This is a genomic window from Chitinophaga hostae, assembly GCF_018224885.1.
Classification (GTDB): Bacteria; Bacteroidota; Bacteroidia; order Chitinophagales; family Chitinophagaceae; genus Chitinophaga; species Chitinophaga hostae.
This window is the reverse complement of record NZ_JAGTXB010000016.1, coordinates 154,887-175,226: the sequence shown is the minus strand read 5'-3', so window position 1 is coordinate 175,226 and position 20,340 is coordinate 154,887. Positions and strand designations below refer to the sequence as shown.

Here is a 20,340-nt window from a genome sequence, read left to right as displayed (position 1 = left end):
AGAATGTGCCCCTGGTTTGATGTACCCCAATTTTTCAACTATGAACAGATTATTAACACTTATCCCATAATAACCAATATGAAAAAGATTTACTTTTTTGCCGCAATAGTTATCTCTTGCCTGCATGTAAAGGCACAGGAAAGAGCAGACCTGGTTGAAAAGAGTATGGATAACCTGACGCAAAAAATTCAGGGACAACTTCCTGGTAAGTACGCCCAGATTGCAAGGGATTCTCAACATATTTTTTCTCCCCAGGCCTTTGACCATTTCTTTGACAGGTATTTTACGCTTCTTGCCAATGGCCAGGAATCCTTTATCCAAGGTAATTCAGCTTCGATAAAGATTAGTGATAATCAAACGAAATTGAATCTTACGTTATCAAAAAAGACAAGTAATTCGATTTTTAGCATAGGAACAGCCTTGAATATCAGCGATAATACCGGTACCTTGTTTTCCGGCAAAAAGCCAACTGCGGGAACACAATTCTTTTTTACGCATTCCTATTTATTTGCCACGCAGAAACACCTGAGGTATGACACAGAGGCAAGAGACCTCAATCTGCAAAAGCGAAGAGAATTTTGGGATAGTATAGGCAGCTTGTACACGGAAAGAAATCCGGCTTTGTTAAGTGTTACATTAATTAAGCTGGAGCAAGCCAAAGCAACAGTTGCCAGGCTCAATGCAGAGATGCGTGCCACGCCCGATACGCAACGCACCCTGGCTCAGCAACAACAATTACTGGATATGCTGGACGAGCGCGATAAGTTAATTGAACAACTCAAAGAAATAGATACAACTACAAAACGATCCCTTATCAACAAACGGGCTAAGAAAGTTATAAGCAATGCCGATGATATGATAGTGAACAGGGAATTACTGACTGATGGCGTGACAAGTTTCACTTTAAGCTGGCTTACTACCAGTGGAGCTTACCAGCATTTTGATTACAGTACTTATGATAGCACTTTGGTTTTTTCAAAGAGAGTTGAAAATCGCCCGTTTGATGGATTTTCAATTAGTGTTGGATATAATTGGTTCTGGCAAAGACTGCCATCATGGACAAAAGCCATTGGGCTTAACGGCCTCAACTCCTTTTACTGGAATATAAGTTATACTGCAGCCAATACTAATAATTTTGATGACCTGAGAGAATCTACTTTAACGACTTTACATAACAATACCCAGAATGATACGATCTATCAGTTTTCCACTGATAAGAAGTTACGGGATATAAGCGGAACCACTTTCTCCCGGCTCTGGGTGCATAAATTCGGTCTTCAGATGACTGGCATGTTGGGCCGTAGCCAATTCTGGGGAGTAAACATAACTGCGCACAGCGAATTTGCAAAAACGCGGCTCCCTGTTTATAACACACATGTGGGACTGCTGTTCCGGTTCCTGGATTCTTCTGATGATAAATCAAATGTAAACTTTGAATTGTTTTTGGCCTTTGACGATATGACAGATACACAGCAGTTGGGCAAATCCGTATGGCAACAAAAACAGATCGGTATCTCGGCAACAGTACCTTTTCAGAAAGTATTCTTCAGATAACACCTTAAAATAATATTCCAATGGCAAAGTCAAAGAAAAAAATGAATCCCGGGAACGTTGCTTCTGCAAAAGAACGGCTCCCAAAGAAAATAGTTCCGAAGAAGACATCTTTCAAAAAGGGAAGCGGTTTGAACTTAAAAGATACCGTCATGATCAATGTAGAGGCTTGGGCCAATCCCTGGTCAGTTGATTGTGAAACCAAGGGACATAGGCATTTAGGCAATTTTCCGACAGAACAAACAGCAGACGGATGCAAAGAAAAGCATGAAGCAGCGTTTCCGGAATGCATAGTGCATGTAACTGGCCCTCAATGATAAGTATGGATCGAGATGGATACATAAGTATGTTGGGACTTTTTAAATAAAAAAATAATTATAGTATGAAGCATGCCTCTGACATTATTAACGTACTGGCAATTATTTACATCAGTCTGCCTCTTCTATTTCTTGTGGTGGTCGGTATACTCTACCTGATAGGTAAGAAAATAAAAAATTGGGATGGGATCATCGATTTGGCTAAATGGTACTTGATTTCCGTTGCCGCAGTTTTCCTGGGAAAAATGATTGAATTAAGCATCCAGGATAGGGAAACAGGTATGAAAGAGATGGTTGTATACGATAAGTATGTTAATATCGTACTCCATACTGATAGTATTGAGCAACAATGGGCGCTTGCAAGGTACTTTGCATGTGTAACGCCTACTGACCGGCTTAGGGAAAGATGGCAGATATTCTATGATACTATTAATAAAGATTATATTATTTACAACGCCTTAAAAGCAAAGAGAGAGCTGGTGGAACAAAGTAAACTACCAGCTGCGGAGAAAGCTGATTCCTTAACAAAGATTGATGCAAAAATTCAAAAAATTAATGTTTCGTTACAAGGAACAGCCAGGCCGGATAATACCGCTATGGAATGGGAGTATAAAGGGTTTCAGGCATTGCTGAATAAGGATATATCAGGTGCAATTATTGCATTTAATAATTCAGAGCAGGCGATCAATGGATTTCATATGGTCTATGATATTTGGTTTTATTTAAGAAAACACAAAGATGAATTTTTAACTGGTGACGACGCAAAATGGATTCAGTTTTACGGGATACTGCTGAAAGATTATCAATACGGTATGCCTAAGGAGGTTAAGGAACAATTAAAAGAAAAATTACGAACCGGAACACGTTTATGAAATTAACCTCCTTCATCCGATAATTTAACGCTGATACGAATCATTGAAGAAGAGAATATAACCAGAGACTTACATTATTATCTGTATTGTGTAATTTTGTACGATGAAGAAGCGGGAAGATATTTCAGGATTTTATGAGCGTATTCATTACCTGGCACCGGAAAAAATCGGGGCCAACAAGCCTCATATTAACGTTTTTGAGCGGGCATCCTGTATAGGAGCCGTTCCGTTTTCCCGGAGGGATTATTATAAAGTGACTTTGATATTGGGAACCGGAAGACTCGATTATGCTAATCAGTCCATTTATATTGATCGGCCGGCGCTCGTGTTTTCAAATCCCATGATTCCTTATAATTGGAATCCTGATTCAACTGATCAGGGTGGATGGTTTTGTATATTCAACCAGGCTTTCGTTCAACAAAGGGAGGGCTTGCTTATTAATCTGCCGATGTTCCAGATTGATACCGATAAGGTTTTTTTCCCTCATGCAGATAGTGTAGCCGAAATAGCGACTTTTTTTAAAGCGATGATGAGAGAGAATATGGAGAACTATGTCTATAAAAATGAGATATTACGAGATTACCTTCATCTGATCGTTCACCACGCCTTAAAGATACAGCCGGCCCGGAACTATGACCGCGATTTGAATGCAGCTGCCAGGATAACCAATTTGTTTTTAGAGCTTTTGAATAGGCAGTTCCCCATCGATTCGCGTCAGCATGAACTTCAACTCCGTTCTGCAAAAGATTTTGCCAAACAGCTTTCGCTGCATACGAACCATTTAAACAGGATGGTTAAAGACTTCACCGGCAAAACAACTACGGAGCATATAGCCGCCAGGATATTGTTGGAGGCCAACAATTTGCTGCTCTATACAGACTGGCCTGTTTCGGAGATCGGGTACTGCCTTGGATTCCAGTACCCAGGCTATTTTAATAGCTTTTATAAGAAACATGCCGGTACAACGCCAAATGAAGTAAGGAAACAGGTTGTTTGAATATTAGAAGTATCCGCTTGAATAGTTTTATTTTGCCATGGTGCGTCTGACTAATTTTGTTTCATCATTGTAAATTCAACATACATGGAAACTATAGCAAACAAAATAGAAATAGAAGCGGAAAAACAGTCGATCCTTCTTCCCATAAACGATTATCTTGAAGGCCGTCCTGTTAAAGACATCGAAAGACTCCGGCGGGCCTTTCATCCGGATGCTTATATAAGAATGGTGGTGGACGGAAAACTGGCTCAGTGGACGGTACCGCAATACCTCGAGGCCGTTGAAAAGGCTGCCTTACAGGAGTGCCAGCCCGAAATTCTTTCCTATACCTGGGACGGGGATACCGCGTCTGCCCATGTACAATTGACTTTCTCCACTTTTCGGTTTATTGACCGGTTTAACCTGGTAAAGTTAGACGGGAAATGGCTGCTCATGGATAAGATCTCTTATCGTCAGGTGCTGTAAGAGGTTAGCGCTCGCCAGGATCCATTTTTAACAGCAGCATATTGAAGCATCGAGCAGATTACAGGGCTATTTGGCAATTGGCTTTAATGAACCGGATGAAACGTCAGATGATGACACTGCGATGTATCCGTAAGCATATTGCCGGCGTTTTTAGCTTTCATAATAGTATCCACAGGGGAAACTATGTCCTTACGGGATCGGCCAATCCGTTTTATATCTTCCCGGCGCTGGAAAGATAATAAATCAATATTTGTGAAAATATACAATATCAAGGCGGCTGACCACAAAAGAACTGCGGAAACCAGTACGCCATTCACGAAATTAAATATGATCTTCATACAATAAGATTTTGTCTTCCGGATATATACCAGCCGAATTAATCTTACTCAAATTAGGTATTCCTGTACCTGCCGGCAATGATGTTGCTCAATAGTCATATTGATTATGATCAGGATTTAATTGCTTTAATACGAATACATGACAACAATCACCCCAAAGGATAATGAATATCACATAATGCGGCCTGGTATAGACGTAATTTAGTTACAGAAAGATTTTGATCATGGAAGACAAGCAACCAGCAATATTTGTAACGAAGTCCAATGGAGCCAGCGTGCCCTTCTCATCGGAAAAGATAAAACAATCATTGAAGCGATCAGGGGCAGCGCCTGAATTAATTGAGCAAATACTCAATGAACTGTATAAACAGGTATATCCTGATATGTCAACCCACCTGATATATAAAGCTGCGTACGATATATTAAAGAAATCTTCCGGGCAGGTGGCAGGGCGGTACAGACTTAAGCAGGCCATCTTCGAACTAGGTCCATCGGGGTTCCCATTTGAACAATATATAGCTGAGCTTTTCAGACAAGCAGGGTATTCCGCGACCACTAACCAATTGATGACCGGGCATTGTATTGCGCATGAAGTTGATATTTACGCCGTTAAAGGCAAAAGAACATACATAATAGAGTGTAAATATCATCAGCTGCAGGGTACGCACTGTGATGTGAAGATCCCGCTATATATACAGTCGCGATTTAAAGACATTGAATGGAAAATAAAAGAAATGAGCAATAAACAGCAACAAGCGTATCAGGGATGGTTGATAACAAATACGCGTATTACATCGGATGCGACCCAATATGCGTCTTGTATAGGGTTGAATATGTTGTCGTGGGATTACCCTGCGGGCAAAGGGCTGAAAGATGTGATTGATAAAACTGGTCTTTACCCGATCACCTGTCTCGCAACATTAAGTCATCACGAAAAATATATGCTGTTACAACAAGGAGTAGTACTGTGTCGTACACTGATAGAAAAGCCCGCACATCTGTCAGCCGCTAACATCACCGGACTCAGATATCAAATAGCATTGACGGAGGCGCGGCATTTATGTGAACATATCAGAAAACTGGAATGGGTCTGATTAATGTACAACAAAAATGAAGTTATATGAAAACGCATGTGAACCGCAAAACAATTCCTCCATCACTTGCAGAATTGCTGGATATCAGGGGGATTACAGTAAATAAAGTAGCTGCCATCTGTAAAACGCTCGGGGTAGGAAATCTCAGAGAGCTTACTACTGCTGTGGTATTGGAACAGCTTGAACGCATCCAAGCCTTAACGCCTGAAAACAGGAAGGATATCAGGAGGGCTTTAAAACTTGATAAAGGCCCCAATAACCGTATTCAGTTGTGGGAGGCACAGCGGCAGGGAAATGAGATACTGCAGACAATCCGGCAATTTCCGGAAGTAAAAAGAGCATCCCTGGCCGGAAGTCTCAGGAGGGGTAAAGATACTATCGGGGACTTCGATATAGTAGTACAGGTGAGTGGACCGGAGAGCAAAAAACTGCTTTACAAAATTGATCGTATGCCGTTTACGGAGCGCGTCATTGCTGCCGGGAAAAATAAAATCTGTATAGTATTACATAATCAAGCGCTGGTATTCCTCTATCTGACCGATGAAAAACACTATGGAGCAGCACTGTTGTATTATACCGGATCCAGGAACTACAATGCTTTCATGGAAACAATGGCATCTGCCAAAGGATACCACCTGGATCCTATGGGATTGTATGATCATAAAATTAACCGGTATATAGCCACTGAAACTGAAGAAGAAATATTTCAGTATATGACGATGGATTATGTACCTCCTGAGCTGAGAGAAGAACAGGAGGGCATTTCGGCCGCTGCTTTACACAAGCTACCATCGCTGGTTACATTCGACCGGCTAAGAGGCGATATGCAGATACATAGTGAGTGGAGTGATGGAGAAGAAAGTATTGAACATATTGCCCGCTATATGTTTGATGTATTTCCGCATTATCAATATATAGTTATTACCGATCATGCTTCCAACGATAGAACAGGCCATGTTTTGCGGCCAGATGATATTTCAAGGCAGGGCGCTGAAATAAAACGTATCAATGATACTTTGGGATGCGATTATGTAAAGAGAGGGGTGGAAGTCGATATTTTAGAAAACGGCCGGCTGTCTTTACCTGATGAATTGCTAAAACAATTTGATTGGGTGATAGCGTCTATACACAGTCACTTTACTGAAGATAATACGTTCCGGTTAATCAAGGCGTGTGAAAATCCTTATGTTCATTGTATCGGACATCCAAGTGGCCGGCTCATTGGTACCAGGGCGCCATACCCTGTAAATTGGGATCTGGTACTTGAGAAGGCTGCAGCGACCGGAACTGCATTGGAGATAAATGCCCGTCCTAACAGGCTGGATTTAAATGACACATTGATAAGAGAAGCAGTGGCCCGGGGCGTGAAGCTGGTGATTAATACCGATGCGCATAAATTAGCACAATTTGATTTTATGCAACTGGGTATATGGATGGCCAGAAAAGGAGGATGTTGTAATACTGATATTCTTAATACTCGTAAGTGGGAGGACGTTGAAAAACTGAAAAAAGGCAAGATTTCCGATGTTAAAAAGAAAGTCTGATGATGTATTTAACAGGTTTCTGACGGCCATACGCTATATCACTAAACGTATGGCCGTTTTGGTTATACGTAAACTGGCGCTTATGGTGTCCGGGGTCGCGGGTATTTTGTAGCTATTGTCTGTCAATTTACTTATCAGCCTGGGGGTATAGTGATTTGGATTATAAAAAGGAAGGCTTTCATTAAGCGGGTACTTTATTAAGGTCACGTACCATTTTTATTATGTCGGAAAGATGTTCTCTTTGCACGTCGTTGTAGTCTGCGGTTACAATGTTTTCGCCACGGCCCTTCGCTAAGTGTGCTCCCATAGTCAGCAAACATCTATCTACCCATGAAAGCTTTTTGAACACGAGCCTGCCGGGCAGGAAAAAGCAGGTACACCTGGTGCTGATTTCACTGCTGATATTGGTAGTAATGTAAGCTTGCAGCTTCTCTTTTTCTGATAAAGGCGTACCTGCCACCAGGTAGAGAAATAGTTTTTTATTTGCCAGCTGCTTCTGGTTGTATTTTACCCAACGACGAAGCTGCAATTTTCCTATATAGACGCTGGTTCCCATTATTATATAATCTGCATCTTTCAGCTGGCTTTTCGTTTCTTTGCCGGCCATCACGGCCTGAATGTTCAATGCTGCCGCCAGCCAGGTTGCATATTGCCGGGTAGCGCCATACTTTCCTTTATAAATGATAATACCTTTCATAAATAAGATTTTAAGGATGCGTGATGAAAATAGGAATATTAGTAGTGCGTAATATATTTTCGGCATCACTCCGGTGGAAGAAACGTGATGCGCCACTTCTGCCAAAGGCGCCATAGGTGACGATGCAATCGTTTCTGCGTATTAATAGCGCCAGGAACGCTGTTGCCGGCTCTCCATTCATGATAACATACTCAACGTTAGCATAGTGTTGCTCCAGGTAAGATTTTAATTTGACTTCAAATGGCAGCACTTTCTGATGATCTTCTGCCACATATACCACTTTTACGGGGATATTCGTAAAATAGGGAAATAGTAATGTAAACTGCCTTATGGCATATATGGAGGAGTACGTGCCATTGTAGGCAAATATTATTTCCTTAACAGGTGAGAGGACATCCGGAAGTACCATTACAGGGCACTCTGCTTCTGCCAGCACATCTTTCAAAAATCTGGGCGGGTTGCTATCAATAAGGGCCGCAAAAGAGGTGCTGTTGCTAACCAGTAACAGATCTGCAAACCGGCTGGCGGCAACGACTTCCTCTATAGGGGAATTAACCGACTCCCTTATCACTATATTAACATGATCATTATCGCAGATCTGGTGCAGCTGTTTTATATTTTCATTTCTCTGCCATTGAAGGGCTGCCCTTCCCTCAACGCTGATCTGATCGTACCCGATAATGGCAGGTTCGGGGAACATGGTTGCAACCGGAATAGCACCGGTAGTAAGCGTATCAAGACAAACGACAGTTAGCAGGCTATTTGTTTCTCCGGCAAAATATTTGAAGCCTGCTATCTGGTCTTCAGTGAAATGTAAAGCATCGATGACTGCTATAATCTTTTTCATAGAACAGTTTATTAATAGTGAGAAATAAAAATAGGTTGACTTATCAGTTTTATAACCGTTTCTGCCGGATTAGGAACTATGGCTTTGGAGAGTAAACTACGGCCATATGCTCCCATTACAATAAAGGCATTCTCTCTTCCAAACAGGTATTCGAGTAATCGCCCGCGGATATTCGTGTCTTCAAGGATTAATAATTGTACATTTTCATAGTGAATGTCCAACCATTCCTGTAAATTGGATTTGTTTCCCTTTAGCTGTTCATCAGCTTCCATGATGGTGAGTACCGTAATTTTACAATGGCGTAATGCCGGGAATAAATGGGCAAACTGTTTAATGGCAAACATAGAAGACATGCTGCCATTGTAGGTAAATATGACTTCATGTATGCCGTTAAATTCAGCTGGTGCAATAATAACCGGGCATTCGGCCTTCTCCAGGATTTCCCTTACGAAGGCTGTTGGACTGGCCTCCGGTTTCCATGAAAAGCTGGTGGCAGCGTCGACTACAAGCATATCGGCGTACCGGCTTTCTTTTATTACTTCGGCTGCCGGCATCCCCAAGTTCTTATGTATCTCGCAGTTTACACCGTTGGATTCGCAGATATCTTTAAAGCATGAAATATTTTTATCGCTGTATAGTTGTTTTTGCATATCAGGGGGAGCCCCGGGAACAGGGGCACAAACGGCTATTTCCTGCAGCGTTTCGCTTGATCTGAGTTCCATTTCCTGGTTTTCCAGGAATACGCCGGTAACTTTGGAATGGGTTAGATTACCGAGGTAACAGGAGAAATCAAGACATTCCCTGCTCATGCTAACCGCATCTGATATAAATAGTATTTTTTCCATAAGAATTTTTTTAGAGAGTCTGATTGTCATAGACGCTACTCATTCCTTCCTTCCTGGGATTGAAGAAATTATCAAAAACTATTGGTTGTGAAGCATTACGGTTGCCCAGGAGTAATGGTGTCATAAAAACCTCCTTTTTGTTTGGTGAAGCATTTTTATGCTAAACTAGCTTGTGCGCTATATGAAAAAAATGACTTGCCTCACTGCAATTGCTGATTGAAATCAGGAAATATGAGACTGCCTGAAATCATACCTGATCCTGATCAGCATCATAGTTTTGTTTCTTCAACAGCGGGATCTTTAGAGGCAAAAATTGGAAAAGAAATTAAGGGATACGAGATGCCATAAGGGAAATGGCTACAAAAAAGGAAGGCCATGATCTGGCCGAAAGAGCAGAGAAATAGAAACGGCCATCCGGTTCATAACCTCCATTTTTATACTATCTTATTCACCATCATTGTCCGGCTGCTCCGGTAATTGGAATGTATGGCTCTTTGCCGGTCTGCCTGCATTATTCAGCTCTTCGAGGGTCCAGCTATCTGTGCTGGTGGTTTCCAGCCATAATGTTCCTGCTTTGCGGAGTATTTGTGTGCTCAACCCGAAGATGTAACTGAAATCATGTTCCACTGCGGCGGCGGTCCGGTAGTAACTGATGTCGATCCAGCCGAAGGTATGTTTTATGCGTATTTTTTCTATGGGTGTTTCCGGTGATATTTTTTCTTCCCCGGAGGAGCATTCACCTTTCGTATGTGGCTTCCTGAAGAACTCCAGTTTCAGGTACGGATATAAGGTTTGGAACCTGTCCTGTATATCCGCTACTACAGCTTCTTCGCTAATATATATCTGCATAAAAAAAGATTTTATTCAAATACAAGTATAGCGTTGTTCCGGATACCGGAAAATGAGCATAATCACGCGGTGATATGATAGCGGTCATAATCCCGGAGAAAAGATAATTGGAAATTGATTTCTTAATATTTAACTTATGGACATTGATAATACGGACAAACAGCGTTTCGCTGCCATTCCGCGATTGCCGGGACACGAAGAAAAATATTTCATGGAAGGACCCCGGTCCAGGACAAAGGAGTTTTTCTTTTCATTGAAAGTGCTGTTTGAATTTATCCGTGGATTCAGGATATTGCATTTTGCCGGGCCTTGTATCGCGGTATTTGGATCAGCAAGGGTAAATCCGGGATTCGAGTATTATGAATTAGCACGAAAAACAGGGGCAGGTATTGCGAAACTTGGTTTTACAGTTATGACCGGTGGTGGTCCCGGGATTATGGAAGCTGCTAACAGGGGAGCGAAAGAAGCAGGGGGGAAATCAGTGGGATGTAATATTAGTTTGCCCAGGGAGCAAGCCGCTAACAGGTATCTTGACCTGCAATTTAATTGTAAATATTTTTTTGTACGTAAAGTGCTTATGTTCAAATATTCGTATGGATTTATGATATTGCCTGGTGGGATCGGAACCCTGGATGAGTTTTCCGAGGCGCTCACTTTGATACAAACTCATAAAATTCTTAACTTTCCGCTGGTGTTGATGAACCGGGGCTATTGGGAGCCGTTGATGCCACTATTTCACAAAATGATTGAAAATTATATGATATCTCCAAGTGATATGCAGTATATACTGTTAACAGATTCCGTTGAAGAAGCGATGGAACACTTTCAAAAATATGCTGTTGAACAATACCACGCAAAGCGGAAGCAGGAATTCCGCCGACTGGTGCTTTTGGGAGAATAGGAGATTTAAAAATCATACAACCTTACTGACAGATATTATGAGTTTATCAATTGGTGATCTGGACACAAACTTTCAACTGAGCATATTTGCAGCAATACTGGAACGCGTTCCCGGGCTTGTTGCTGTAAGAGATCTCAAAAATGGTAAATTGATTTATATCAACGAGACAGGTACGCAGATGTTGGGAACAGAGGATTATGCGGCACTGGAACTGGTGATGGATCAGGACAAGTTGGGCATTGCATCGGGAATGACGCAGGCGGCCGCAGATAACCTGATTGCGGAACGGGAGTTTAGAAACATCAAGGGCGAAACTTTCCGGGGCGTATACGAAGAAATTTTCCTTAAACATGATCATAAGGATTACTGTTTTTTCAGGATTACCGATATTTTAGCAGACAGGCGTTATAAGCAGCAACTCAACAAAGAACTGGAACGTTTTGGTGCTTTATTTGATTATGCAAGCATTGGAATATTGGTGGCGAATAAAGAAGGAGAAATTGTACTCATTAATGATTTTGCGCTGCAACAGTTTGGATATAAGCGGGAAGGTTTATTGCGCAAAAAAGTAGAAATTCTCATCCCTCAACGTGTTCACCATCGTCATGTAGGCCACAGGGAAAGATATAATGCCGATCCGCAGAGCAGGCCAATGGGGATTGGCCTTGATCTGTATGCAGTTCGTAATGATGGAACGGAATTTCCGGTAGAGATCAGTCTTAGTCATTACGCTAATGAGGAAGGCAATTTTGTAATCGCCTACATCAGTAATATTACTGAACGTAAAAAAGCGGAGGAACGGGTAGAAAAGCTTTATAGCGAACTGGAAGATATGGTAGAGGACCGTACCATAAAACTTCGTCGGGCGCTGGAAGAGCTGGAGGCATCCAAAGAAGAGCTAACTATTGCATTGGGAAAAGAAAAAGAGCTGGGTGACCTTAAATCACGTTTTGTTTCGATGGCTTCCCACGAATTCCGCACGCCATTAAGTACAATTCTTTCCTCTGCATTCCTGGTAAAACATTATGACACGGATCAGGATCAACCAATTCGTAATAAACACATCCAAAGAATTGTTAACAATGTCAGCCTGTTAACGGATACGTTGAATGATTTTCTTTCTGTTGGTAAAATTGAAGAGGGTAAAGTACAAGTGCGAAGCGTTGAATTTGACATCGAGGAGCATTTTAATACCATTATACAGGAAATGCAGGGTATCATCAAAGACAACCAGGTAATACAGTACAAACATATTGGTGGAAAAAAAATGGTTCTGGACCCTTCGCTGATAAAGCACATTGTGATGAATCTGTTGGGGAATGCAATAAAATTTTCAAAGACCAGCAGCGTAATAGAAATCGAAACCATCAAAGACGAAGATAAGTTTACACTTCTTGTTAAAGACAATGGAATTGGTATGTCAGAAGAAGATCAGCAACATCTCTTTGAGCGTTTCTATCGTGGGAGTAATGTCACTAACATTCAGGGAACCGGTTTAGGATTACATATTGTTCATAAATACAGTGAGATGATGAATGGTAATATTTTATGTAGTAGTGAATTGAATATTGGTACTACTTTCACGATTGTTTTCCCCATTGATAAAGAAAACTCCCCCTATTAATATGAAAAAAATACTGTTGATTGAAGATAACGAAGAGCTACGTGAGAATACTGTAGACATCTTAGCCATAGCCGGATACAGCGTGCTTACAGCCGACAATGGAAAAACAGGGGTGGAAATGATCCTTCAGCATCATCCTGACCTGGTAGTTTGCGATATCATGATGCCTGTACTGGATGGATTTGGCGTTTTGCATCTTATGCAGCAGCATGAAGAAGTAAAGGATACCCCGTTTATTTTTCTGACAGCGAAAACGGAAAGGGCCGATTTCAGAAAAGGGATGGGCATGGGAGCTGATGATTATATTACCAAGCCTTTTACCGGAACGGAGTTGTGGGATGCGATATCAAGCAGGTTAAAAAAAGCCGCTATCAAAAAACAACAATACACACCCAACTTGCAGGGGCTAAACAAGCTAATGTATGAAGCAACCGGGAAAGAATCCCTTAAAGCGCTCGCCGAAGGACGGAATATTGACAAATACAAAAAAAAGCAAACTATTTATGCGGAAGGAAACCATCCTTCGAGATTGTTTTTTGTTCTAAAAGGAAAAGTAAAGACCTCCAAAAGCAATGATCTGGGTAAAGAATTGGTAACAGAGCTATATAGCGACGGGGATTTTTTGGGGTATACTGCGTTATTGGAAGGATCTGTTTATAAAGACACGGCGGTGGCGATGGAAGAAACTGAAATTGCTGTTATTCCCCTGGCAGATTTTGAAGAGCTGCTTCATAACAATTATGAAGTGGCGTTGCAGTTTATCCGGATGCTGGCTAAAAATGTGGCTTCCAGGGAACAGCAGTTGCTTGGGCTGGCATATAATTCCCTCAGAAAGAAAGTAGCCGAAGCGTTGTTAAATCTTCATAAAAAATATAATCCTCAGAACGAGCCTCCATTCGTTATAAAGATCAGCCGCGAAAACCTGGCTAATATTGCAGGTACTGCCACGGAGTCGCTTATCCGGACTTTAAGCGACTTCCGTGACGAAAAACTGATTGATATAAAGGACGGCATTGTCATCATTCTCGATGAGAAAAAATTAGCCAATATGTTGTCTTAGTTTCAGGAGAAAGGCTGACGTAAATATATTCTGAAATCAGCGGCAACAGTATCAAAGCTTTGCCGCAATCCGTCAATCTTTGCTCCCATCGTTTTTTCCAACAGGGCAATACTCTCCGGATGGATGGCTGCCAAATTATTTTTTTGCAGAACTTCTTCAAGCTCTCTTACTTCATGTCGGAGCAGCGCTACCTGTTCATCCATTTTAAGGAATCTATGCTGGAAAATTTCCAGATGGTGCAAATAACTTTTTTCAAAATCATTTGAAAGAATATGAGCCAGTTTTGTTTTGAAAAAAATGGTTTCATCTTCTATTACCTTCAGAATATACTTCCAGGATTCATGTTGTGGTAAATGGCCGTTCAAATTATCTTGCATCATCTTTTTATTTAATGTTAAATCGAACTAAGGTATCAGCAAATGAGGCAACAGAACATGACTATGATCAGGATTTTGATTGTTTACGGTCATGGTTATTATTTATTATGAGCGATAAACAATGGAAAGGATAGCTCCTGCATCAATACATCAGCCATGCTTTCCCTGAACCATCGGGAAACGGTGCTTCGCCTATATGCCCCAAGCACCGCAACAGTTCCTTTTTGCTGATGAATCATATAATTCAGAATTTCCTTTTCCGGTACCCCTTCCATTACTTTATATACCGCATCGGGGAAATGTTTTTCAATGAAATCCTTTACCAGGTGTTTATTCACCAGATGATTACCTTCAGCATTAACTGATAGTACGGTTGTTGGGAGAGTTTGCAGGAAGGGCAGCAGATAGCTGTACATTTTTATAGCATAAACGGAAGATGGTTCTCCATCATATAACAATACGATATTAGTGATATTATTGAAGGCGGAAGGCACCCAAACCTGACCTGGTACTATGAGTACCGGGCACTGTACATCTGCCAGCAGGTCCCGGATGTAACGGGTGGGAGGGCTTATTTTATCATGCACAAATGTTTCGCGCGCATCTATAATCAGCAAATCTGCATAAATGCTTTCTTCCAGTGCAACCTGGAGGGAAATATTTGTATTGCGATGAACACTGTAAGCGATCCCTGCTTTTTGGCAGCTAGCTTCAAATGTGGCGGCAGATACTTCTCGCTTTACTTCATCAGCGGCTTCAAGCTGCCTGATCACTGCCTGGTCAGTTCCCGCTTTTAGTAACTCGTATAGGTTAAAACTATTATATGTGAAATCGTTGCAAAAAACTCCGGTTAGGTGCGCATTTTGGCGCTGCGCTATTAGTATAGCGTAATGAAGCGTGCTCTCTGAAAATCGAAGGCCATCCAATATGGCTATAATCTTTTGCATCATGGATCATTTTACTCAAAATTAAATCCGGTTGGGAAAATGACATATGATCCATATTAGCATAAACCCTGATTATCGTCAGTGTCATAGGTATGATCTGAATCAAGAACAGAGATGACCGGTGTCATTAGTTTAAAGTCAGCGCTCAACTAATTTTATTATTGAATAAGGAAATTGATTCTGTTTGATTACTTTAAACTTAATATCATGCACGCAAATATTTTCTCCCTTACTTACCTGGTGGCAAATGGAGTTAGTTTGGCAGTTTTGATAGCGGCTATTTTCCGGCCTGCTGTTGCGCGGTTTTTGTTATCCGTAATTTTCATCGGGGCTGCTTTTTTTAATGCTTTTATGGCAATCCGGGAACCGGAGCTGTTCATGGTATACGGTAGGATGACTGCTTCCCCTGCTTACGAGCAATTTATTTATGGTGCGTTCCGTGACAACATTACTGCTATTGTCGTGTCTATTTCAATATGTCAGCTGGTAACAGGAATTTTCATTGCTGCCAGAGGCACGGTGCTGAGGTTGGGGTTAATTGCTGCCGCGGTTTTCCTGGTAGCAATAGCCCCACTCGGTGCCGGCTCAGCTTTTCCATCCACGTTGTTGCTGGCAACAGCTGCTATTATATTGCTTTTTAAAACAAGCTACCTCTCAGCGCATCCGCTTCCCTTTATCTCACGCCATCTTTCTTAAATCAGCATGAGCTAATTCAGCTGGAACCAGATCAGTGCCACAGCCGCTGTGGTCATGATTATCAGCGTTAAAATGCCCAAAAGATTAGAAAACCACGAATTGGTATTTGTTTTCATGATCTCTTTGTTGTTGCCGATGTGTAAAATAACTGCTATTAGCACGGGAGCTGTTACGCCATATAAAATCGCGGTATATAGTAATGCTTTCAGTGGGCTGATTCCTGAAAATTGCAACAGTAAACCTACCAGCAGGGAAATGATAATAGAAATATAGAAAGGCTTTGCCTGGGAGAATTTCTTATCCAAACCTTCTGTCCATCCCAATGTTTCCGCTAACATATATGATTGTGCTCCTGTCAGCACCGGGATCGCCAGCAAACCAGTGCCAAGTACACCGGTGGCGAAGATCAGGTAGGTCAGTTTGCCTGCCAGTGGTTCCAACGCTTTGGCAGCCTGATCTACGGTGTCAATCTGCCTGATACCCGCCGGGTAGAGTACAGTACCGGTGGCGAGAATAATAAAAAACATGACAATATTGGAAAATAGCATACCAGTGTTTACATCTACTTTCATGCTATTCAGTATTTTTTTATCTACCACGATAATGTGGTGATGTATCCTGTCTTCCGCCTCCATCGTGGCTTGCCAGTAAAAAAGATATGGAGAAATCGTGGTTCCAAGGATAGCCACGATAATTGATGCAAACGCCTTATCGAAATGGATAACCGGAATGAAGGTGTTTCTGGCAACCAGTCCCCAATGCTGCTCCACTAAAAAGGGAACAATGATATATAGTAACAGGGAAGCACAAAGCCATTTTAAAATGGCGGCAATTTTCTGATAAGGATACCGGATAATGACGACTATCAGCAGAAACGTGATAATAATGCAGAAAACGGACACGGAAACAGCAGGGAATATCATATGACAAACGGCTCCCATTCCCTGGATATCAGCGCCTATATTCAGCGTTATAGCGGGAAAACTTAAAAACAACATCACGTACAGAAATGATCTCGGATAATGCTGCCGGAGCGTTGCAGCCAGCCCCTGGGATGTTACGAGCCCTATTCTGGCACACATTCCCTGTATTGCCGCCATCAACGGAAAAGTGATTAATGCGGTCCATAACGTAGCAAGCCCGAATTGAGCGCCGGCCTGAGAATAGGTAGCAATACCGGAGGGGTCATCATCACTGGCGCCGGTAATAAGTCCGGGCCCCAAAATTTTAATTACTTTTCTGATACTGGTTACTTTCATTCCTAAAGACTAACTGTTAAGGACTGTTTTTTACAGACTTCCTCAAAAAGCAACTGCACATCTTCTTTTTTACACAAAGCGGTACCGGGGTTCAATGTAGCAGCGGTACCGCAGGCCACTCCATATTGCACAGCCTCCAGTATTTCCTTACCAATGGATAAACTGTAAACAATGCCGGCCAGCATGCTGTCGCCAGCGCCAACTGTACTTACCCTTGTGACTCCCGGTGCAGGGATCTTTAGTGAAAGATCTGCTGTCACTAACATTGCACCTGTCTTCCCCATAGACACTACTATCACTTCACAGCGCTTTTTGCTGATGATCTGTTTTGACACATTTATAATTTCCTCCGTATTCAGTGTATTTACACCGGCAAAGCCAGCCAGTTCCCGCACGTTGGGCTTGATGAGGTAAGTCCCTTCCCGTAACACCTGTTTTAATGCTTCCCGGGAGGTATCTGCAATAAACCGGGCCCCCTTAATAGCTGCAATAGCACTGAAAGAAGCGAATATATCAGGTGGTATTCCAGGAGCCAGGCTACCGCTGGCAACAAGATAATCTATATTATCGATTCCCCTGATGACTTCCAGTAAGTGCTGCCATTCGTGGGTATCAACTACCGGACCTGGCATGTCAAGGCGATACTGGGCATCGTTGCTGGTATCCGTAACAATAAGGTTTTCTCTTGTATGTCCGGCAATGGGAACGGATAACGCCGGAACCCGTTCTGCACTTAACAGGGCATCAAAAAATTTACCGGAATGGCCGCCTGCAAGATAAACGGCCTTAGCACTGCCACCTAATTTTACAATAGCCCTTGCCACGTTAACACCGCCTCCCCCGGGTTCAAAGACCGGTATGCTGCATTGTAGTTTTCGCTCTGGCAGTAATACCGGTACTGCAGTGCTTTTGTCTATTGCTGGATTCAATGTAATAGTGACAATCCGGGACATAGCTGCTAAATTTAATTTCATGATAGTTAGAAATAAACCAAAGATACCGGCCGCTTTTCGTGATTAACATGATATTCATTAGTAATAGTGCTGACTTTTGTCAGGAATACAACAGTAGGTTTTTGTTTTGTATGTTATCAGCCGATCGCCTGTCATAAAAAAAAACGGCAGCAAACCTGCTGCCGTTTTTCTCCATAATGTTATTGCTGTGCCGCAATAGCATCTTTAAGATTATCTATTGGCGGCTGGTTCATTTCATATCCTGAATAGCCAAAATTCTGGTTAAGCCGCCCTTCCCTGTTAGCATCTATATCCGACTGAGGTACCGGCCATAGCAGGTGATATGGGCTGGCTGTGAATATGGCGCCGTATACGGTCTTCACACCTTTGTTGTAAAAATTATTATATCTGCTCACACGCTCATACCAGTAGCTGCTTTTGGAAAGGTTTTCTATGGTATATGCTTTACCGAATTCATCAGCTTTATGAGTAAGTGCAAAGATGTAGGATACGCGGCTCAGCTCCATATGTCTCAGCTCTTCATAAAAAAGCTCCCTGGCTCTTTCATCCATGATGGCTCCCATGGTAAGCTCGCCGGCGCCATACATCTTCGTGCAATGCGCGCGACGCCGGATGATATTTACATCTTCGGCAGCCAGCGCCAGCTCACCTTTCCAAAAATAGGCTTCTGCCCGCAGCAGGTAAGTTTCTGCCAGCCGGTAGATGTACCAGTCGCTGGCGCCACCGGCATAATTATCTACCGTTTCGCTTCTGGGTGATTCAACCCATAACTTATAGTGGGGCCATTCAAACCAGGTCCTGATGGTATCCATAACCAATACCTTTCCGGCGCTGTTATACTTCTGCAATGGCTTTCCGTAATAGAGGTCCTGGTCGGTGAGCAGGGCGGGATTATTATATACCATGTCTTCCATACGCATCCAGTTTCCTGTGCTAACGCTGTGGCGCAGGTCATCCGGATCGTTCCAGATGGTATTGGTGCTGTACCAGGTGGGTCTGCTGATGGCAACTCCTCTGCCATAGGTTTTACGCATGTCTATTTTATCATGCGTTAGTATATAACTGGTGCTCAGACCGGGTTTACCGGAAGGTGTGCTGATCAGTTGATTGCCGGAGCCGGAAATAAAAGGTGTTGCATTTCTCATGGTGAGCATATCCTGGCGGCTGTTTACAAGATCTTCCCGGCTAATGACATTAAAAATGGTTTCCTTGTTGGCCGCGATGGATTTATTGGGCCCGCGATGCAGGTCCCATATTACATTCCGGGTAATATTATGAATGTCGGGCATCGGATTGACAAAAGTGCCGAAGGGTGCTGTCATGAGCGAATAGCCGGAACCGTTAATCAGTGTGTTGGCAACTGCTATTGCATTGTCAAACTGTCCGGCGGCCAGGTAGCATTTGATCAGTAGCTGTTGGCAGGCGCCTTTGTTGACCATCCCGAAATCGCTGTTAGCCGGCACATATTTCACCGCAAACTCCATATCACTTATCAGTTGTTGTAAGATCACCTCTCTTTTGGTGGTACGGAAATTGAATTTTGGAGAAGTTATTTCTTTGGTCAGCAAGGGCACATCCCCGAAGTCGAATATTAACCACAAGTAGCGGAAGGCCCGGTGAAAATAGGCCATTCCCATCATCTGGTTCCGCAGGGCCGGATCCAGTCCTGGCACCCTGTCAAGATTAGATATGATGGTATTGGCGTATTTAATGCCTTTATATCCTTCATACCAGAAGAAATTAATCTTGTTGGTATTGACACTGTTGTTATCGGAGATCGGTGTGATCATGGCATTCAGATCCTGTGCCGGCCCGGATTTATCGGTAGTGCCATTCACCGCTGCTTCTGAAAAAAGAAGGTCTGTCAGCAGGGGAGCTCCTTCGCCGGTCCACACATAGGTAAGGTTCCGGTTACAACTGCTGATGGCAGCCTGCAATCCTTCTTTGGAAGTAAAGGTAATGGAAGGCTCATAGAAGGATAGCGGATCCGGCTTTAGCCAGTCTTTAGAACAGCTTAACGGCACTTGCATGACAGCTCCCAGTAACAGGATATTTATAGTTTTATGTAAGGTGATCTTCATTGTAC

At 42.5% G+C, this 20,340-nt stretch carries 20 protein-coding genes; 11 read left to right on the top strand and 9 right to left on the bottom strand.

Going from position 1 to position 20,340, the window contains the following annotated elements:
• The first annotated feature begins 78 nt into the window (after nt 1-78).
• The 7 genes from KE626_RS25445 (at nt 79) to KE626_RS25415 (ending at nt 7,178) form a co-directional block, all read left to right on the top strand.
• Complete coding sequence (locus tag KE626_RS25445) at nt 79-1,554, top strand: hypothetical protein (RefSeq protein WP_211975832.1); 1,476 nt, start codon at nt 79-81, stop codon at nt 1,552-1,554.
• Nucleotides 1,555-1,574: 20 nt separating this feature from the next.
• Nucleotides 1,575-1,868: a hypothetical protein gene (locus KE626_RS25440; protein ID WP_211975831.1), complete on the top strand. Its 294-nt coding sequence runs from the start codon at nt 1,575-1,577 to the stop codon at nt 1,866-1,868.
• A 65-nt stretch (nt 1,869-1,933) separates the two neighbouring features.
• On the top strand, nt 1,934-2,740 hold the full coding sequence (locus KE626_RS25435; RefSeq protein ID WP_211975830.1) for a hypothetical protein: 807 nt from the start codon (nt 1,934-1,936) through the stop codon (nt 2,738-2,740).
• A gap of 265 nt (nt 2,741-3,005) precedes the next feature.
• Complete coding sequence (locus tag KE626_RS25430; RefSeq protein ID WP_249207688.1) at nt 3,006-3,737, top strand: helix-turn-helix domain-containing protein; 732 nt, start codon at nt 3,006-3,008, stop codon at nt 3,735-3,737.
• An 84-nt stretch (nt 3,738-3,821) separates the two neighbouring features.
• Nucleotides 3,822-4,202, top strand: coding sequence for a nuclear transport factor 2 family protein (locus KE626_RS25425; protein ID WP_211975828.1), 381 nt, complete (start codon nt 3,822-3,824; stop codon nt 4,200-4,202).
• 562 nt (nt 4,203-4,764) lie between these two features.
• On the top strand, nt 4,765-5,634 hold the full coding sequence (locus KE626_RS25420) for an ATP cone domain-containing protein (protein ID WP_211975827.1): 870 nt from the start codon (nt 4,765-4,767) through the stop codon (nt 5,632-5,634).
• Between the two features lie 26 nt (nt 5,635-5,660).
• Complete coding sequence (locus tag KE626_RS25415; protein WP_211975826.1) at nt 5,661-7,178, top strand: DNA polymerase III; 1,518 nt, start codon at nt 5,661-5,663, stop codon at nt 7,176-7,178.
• Between the two features lie 181 nt (nt 7,179-7,359).
• Here KE626_RS25415 and KE626_RS25410 read toward each other — a convergent pair whose 3' ends face one another.
• The 4 genes from KE626_RS25410 to KE626_RS25395 all read right to left on the bottom strand — a co-directional run bounded on the left by KE626_RS25410 (nt 7,360) and on the right by KE626_RS25395 (nt 10,416).
• A complete protein-coding gene (locus KE626_RS25410; protein WP_211975825.1) occupies nt 7,360-7,875 on the bottom strand; it encodes a flavodoxin domain-containing protein in 516 nt (171 codons plus the stop codon).
• Between the two features lie 10 nt (nt 7,876-7,885).
• Nucleotides 7,886-8,722 (bottom strand): universal stress protein, encoded by an 837-nt coding sequence (locus tag KE626_RS25405; protein ID WP_211975824.1) that lies wholly within the window; start codon nt 8,720-8,722, stop codon nt 7,886-7,888.
• An 11-nt stretch (nt 8,723-8,733) separates the two neighbouring features.
• Entirely contained in the window at nt 8,734-9,567 is an 834-nt protein-coding gene (locus KE626_RS25400; protein ID WP_211975823.1) for a universal stress protein, read from the bottom strand.
• A gap of 444 nt (nt 9,568-10,011) precedes the next feature.
• Nucleotides 10,012-10,416, bottom strand: a complete 405-nt coding sequence (locus KE626_RS25395; protein WP_211975822.1) for a hypothetical protein — start codon at nt 10,414-10,416, stop codon at nt 10,012-10,014.
• A 259-nt stretch (nt 10,417-10,675) separates the two neighbouring features.
• Between KE626_RS25395 and KE626_RS25390 the strand changes: the two genes are divergently transcribed.
• Genes KE626_RS25390 through KE626_RS25380 form a run of 3 tightly spaced genes read left to right on the top strand, consistent with a single transcriptional unit; the run spans nt 10,676 to nt 14,001 of the window.
• Complete coding sequence (locus KE626_RS25390) at nt 10,676-11,317, top strand: LOG family protein (RefSeq protein WP_346344477.1); 642 nt, start codon at nt 10,676-10,678, stop codon at nt 11,315-11,317.
• A complete protein-coding gene (locus tag KE626_RS25385) occupies nt 11,256-12,941 on the top strand; it encodes a sensor histidine kinase (protein ID WP_249207685.1) in 1,686 nt (561 codons plus the stop codon). Before KE626_RS25390 ends, KE626_RS25385 begins: the two co-directional genes overlap by 62 nt.
• A 1-nt stretch (nt 12,942) precedes the next feature.
• Nucleotides 12,943-14,001, top strand: coding sequence for a response regulator (locus tag KE626_RS25380; protein ID WP_211975820.1), 1,059 nt, complete (start codon nt 12,943-12,945; stop codon nt 13,999-14,001).
• Between the two features lie 2 nt (nt 14,002-14,003).
• Here KE626_RS25380 and KE626_RS25375 read toward each other — a convergent pair whose 3' ends face one another.
• Nucleotides 14,004-14,381: a hypothetical protein gene (locus KE626_RS25375; RefSeq protein WP_211975819.1), complete on the bottom strand. Its 378-nt coding sequence runs from the start codon at nt 14,379-14,381 to the stop codon at nt 14,004-14,006.
• A 95-nt stretch (nt 14,382-14,476) separates the two neighbouring features.
• Nucleotides 14,477-15,325 carry a universal stress protein gene (locus KE626_RS25370; protein WP_211975818.1) on the bottom strand — a complete coding sequence of 283 codons (849 nt, stop codon included), beginning with the start codon at nt 15,323-15,325 and terminating at the stop codon, nt 14,477-14,479.
• 207 nt (nt 15,326-15,532) lie between these two features.
• On the opposite strand from KE626_RS25370, the gene KE626_RS25365 reads away from it, so the two are divergent.
• Entirely contained in the window at nt 15,533-16,021 is a 489-nt protein-coding gene (locus KE626_RS25365; RefSeq protein WP_211975817.1) for a hypothetical protein, read from the top strand.
• An 11-nt stretch (nt 16,022-16,032) separates the two neighbouring features.
• Here KE626_RS25365 and KE626_RS25360 read toward each other — a convergent pair whose 3' ends face one another.
• The 3 genes from KE626_RS25360 to KE626_RS25350 form a co-directional block, all read right to left on the bottom strand.
• The gene (locus KE626_RS25360; RefSeq protein WP_211975816.1) at nt 16,033-17,280 is read right to left on the bottom strand and encodes an NRAMP family divalent metal transporter; all 1,248 of its coding nucleotides are present in this window, start codon (nt 17,278-17,280) and stop codon (nt 16,033-16,035) included.
• A 2-nt stretch (nt 17,281-17,282) separates the two neighbouring features.
• Nucleotides 17,283-18,233, bottom strand: a complete 951-nt coding sequence (locus KE626_RS25355) for a 1-phosphofructokinase family hexose kinase (RefSeq protein ID WP_211975815.1) — start codon at nt 18,231-18,233, stop codon at nt 17,283-17,285.
• A gap of 200 nt (nt 18,234-18,433) precedes the next feature.
• Entirely contained in the window at nt 18,434-20,335 is a 1,902-nt protein-coding gene (locus tag KE626_RS25350) for a RagB/SusD family nutrient uptake outer membrane protein (RefSeq protein ID WP_211975814.1), read from the bottom strand.
• Nucleotides 20,336-20,340: the final 5 nt, after the last annotated feature.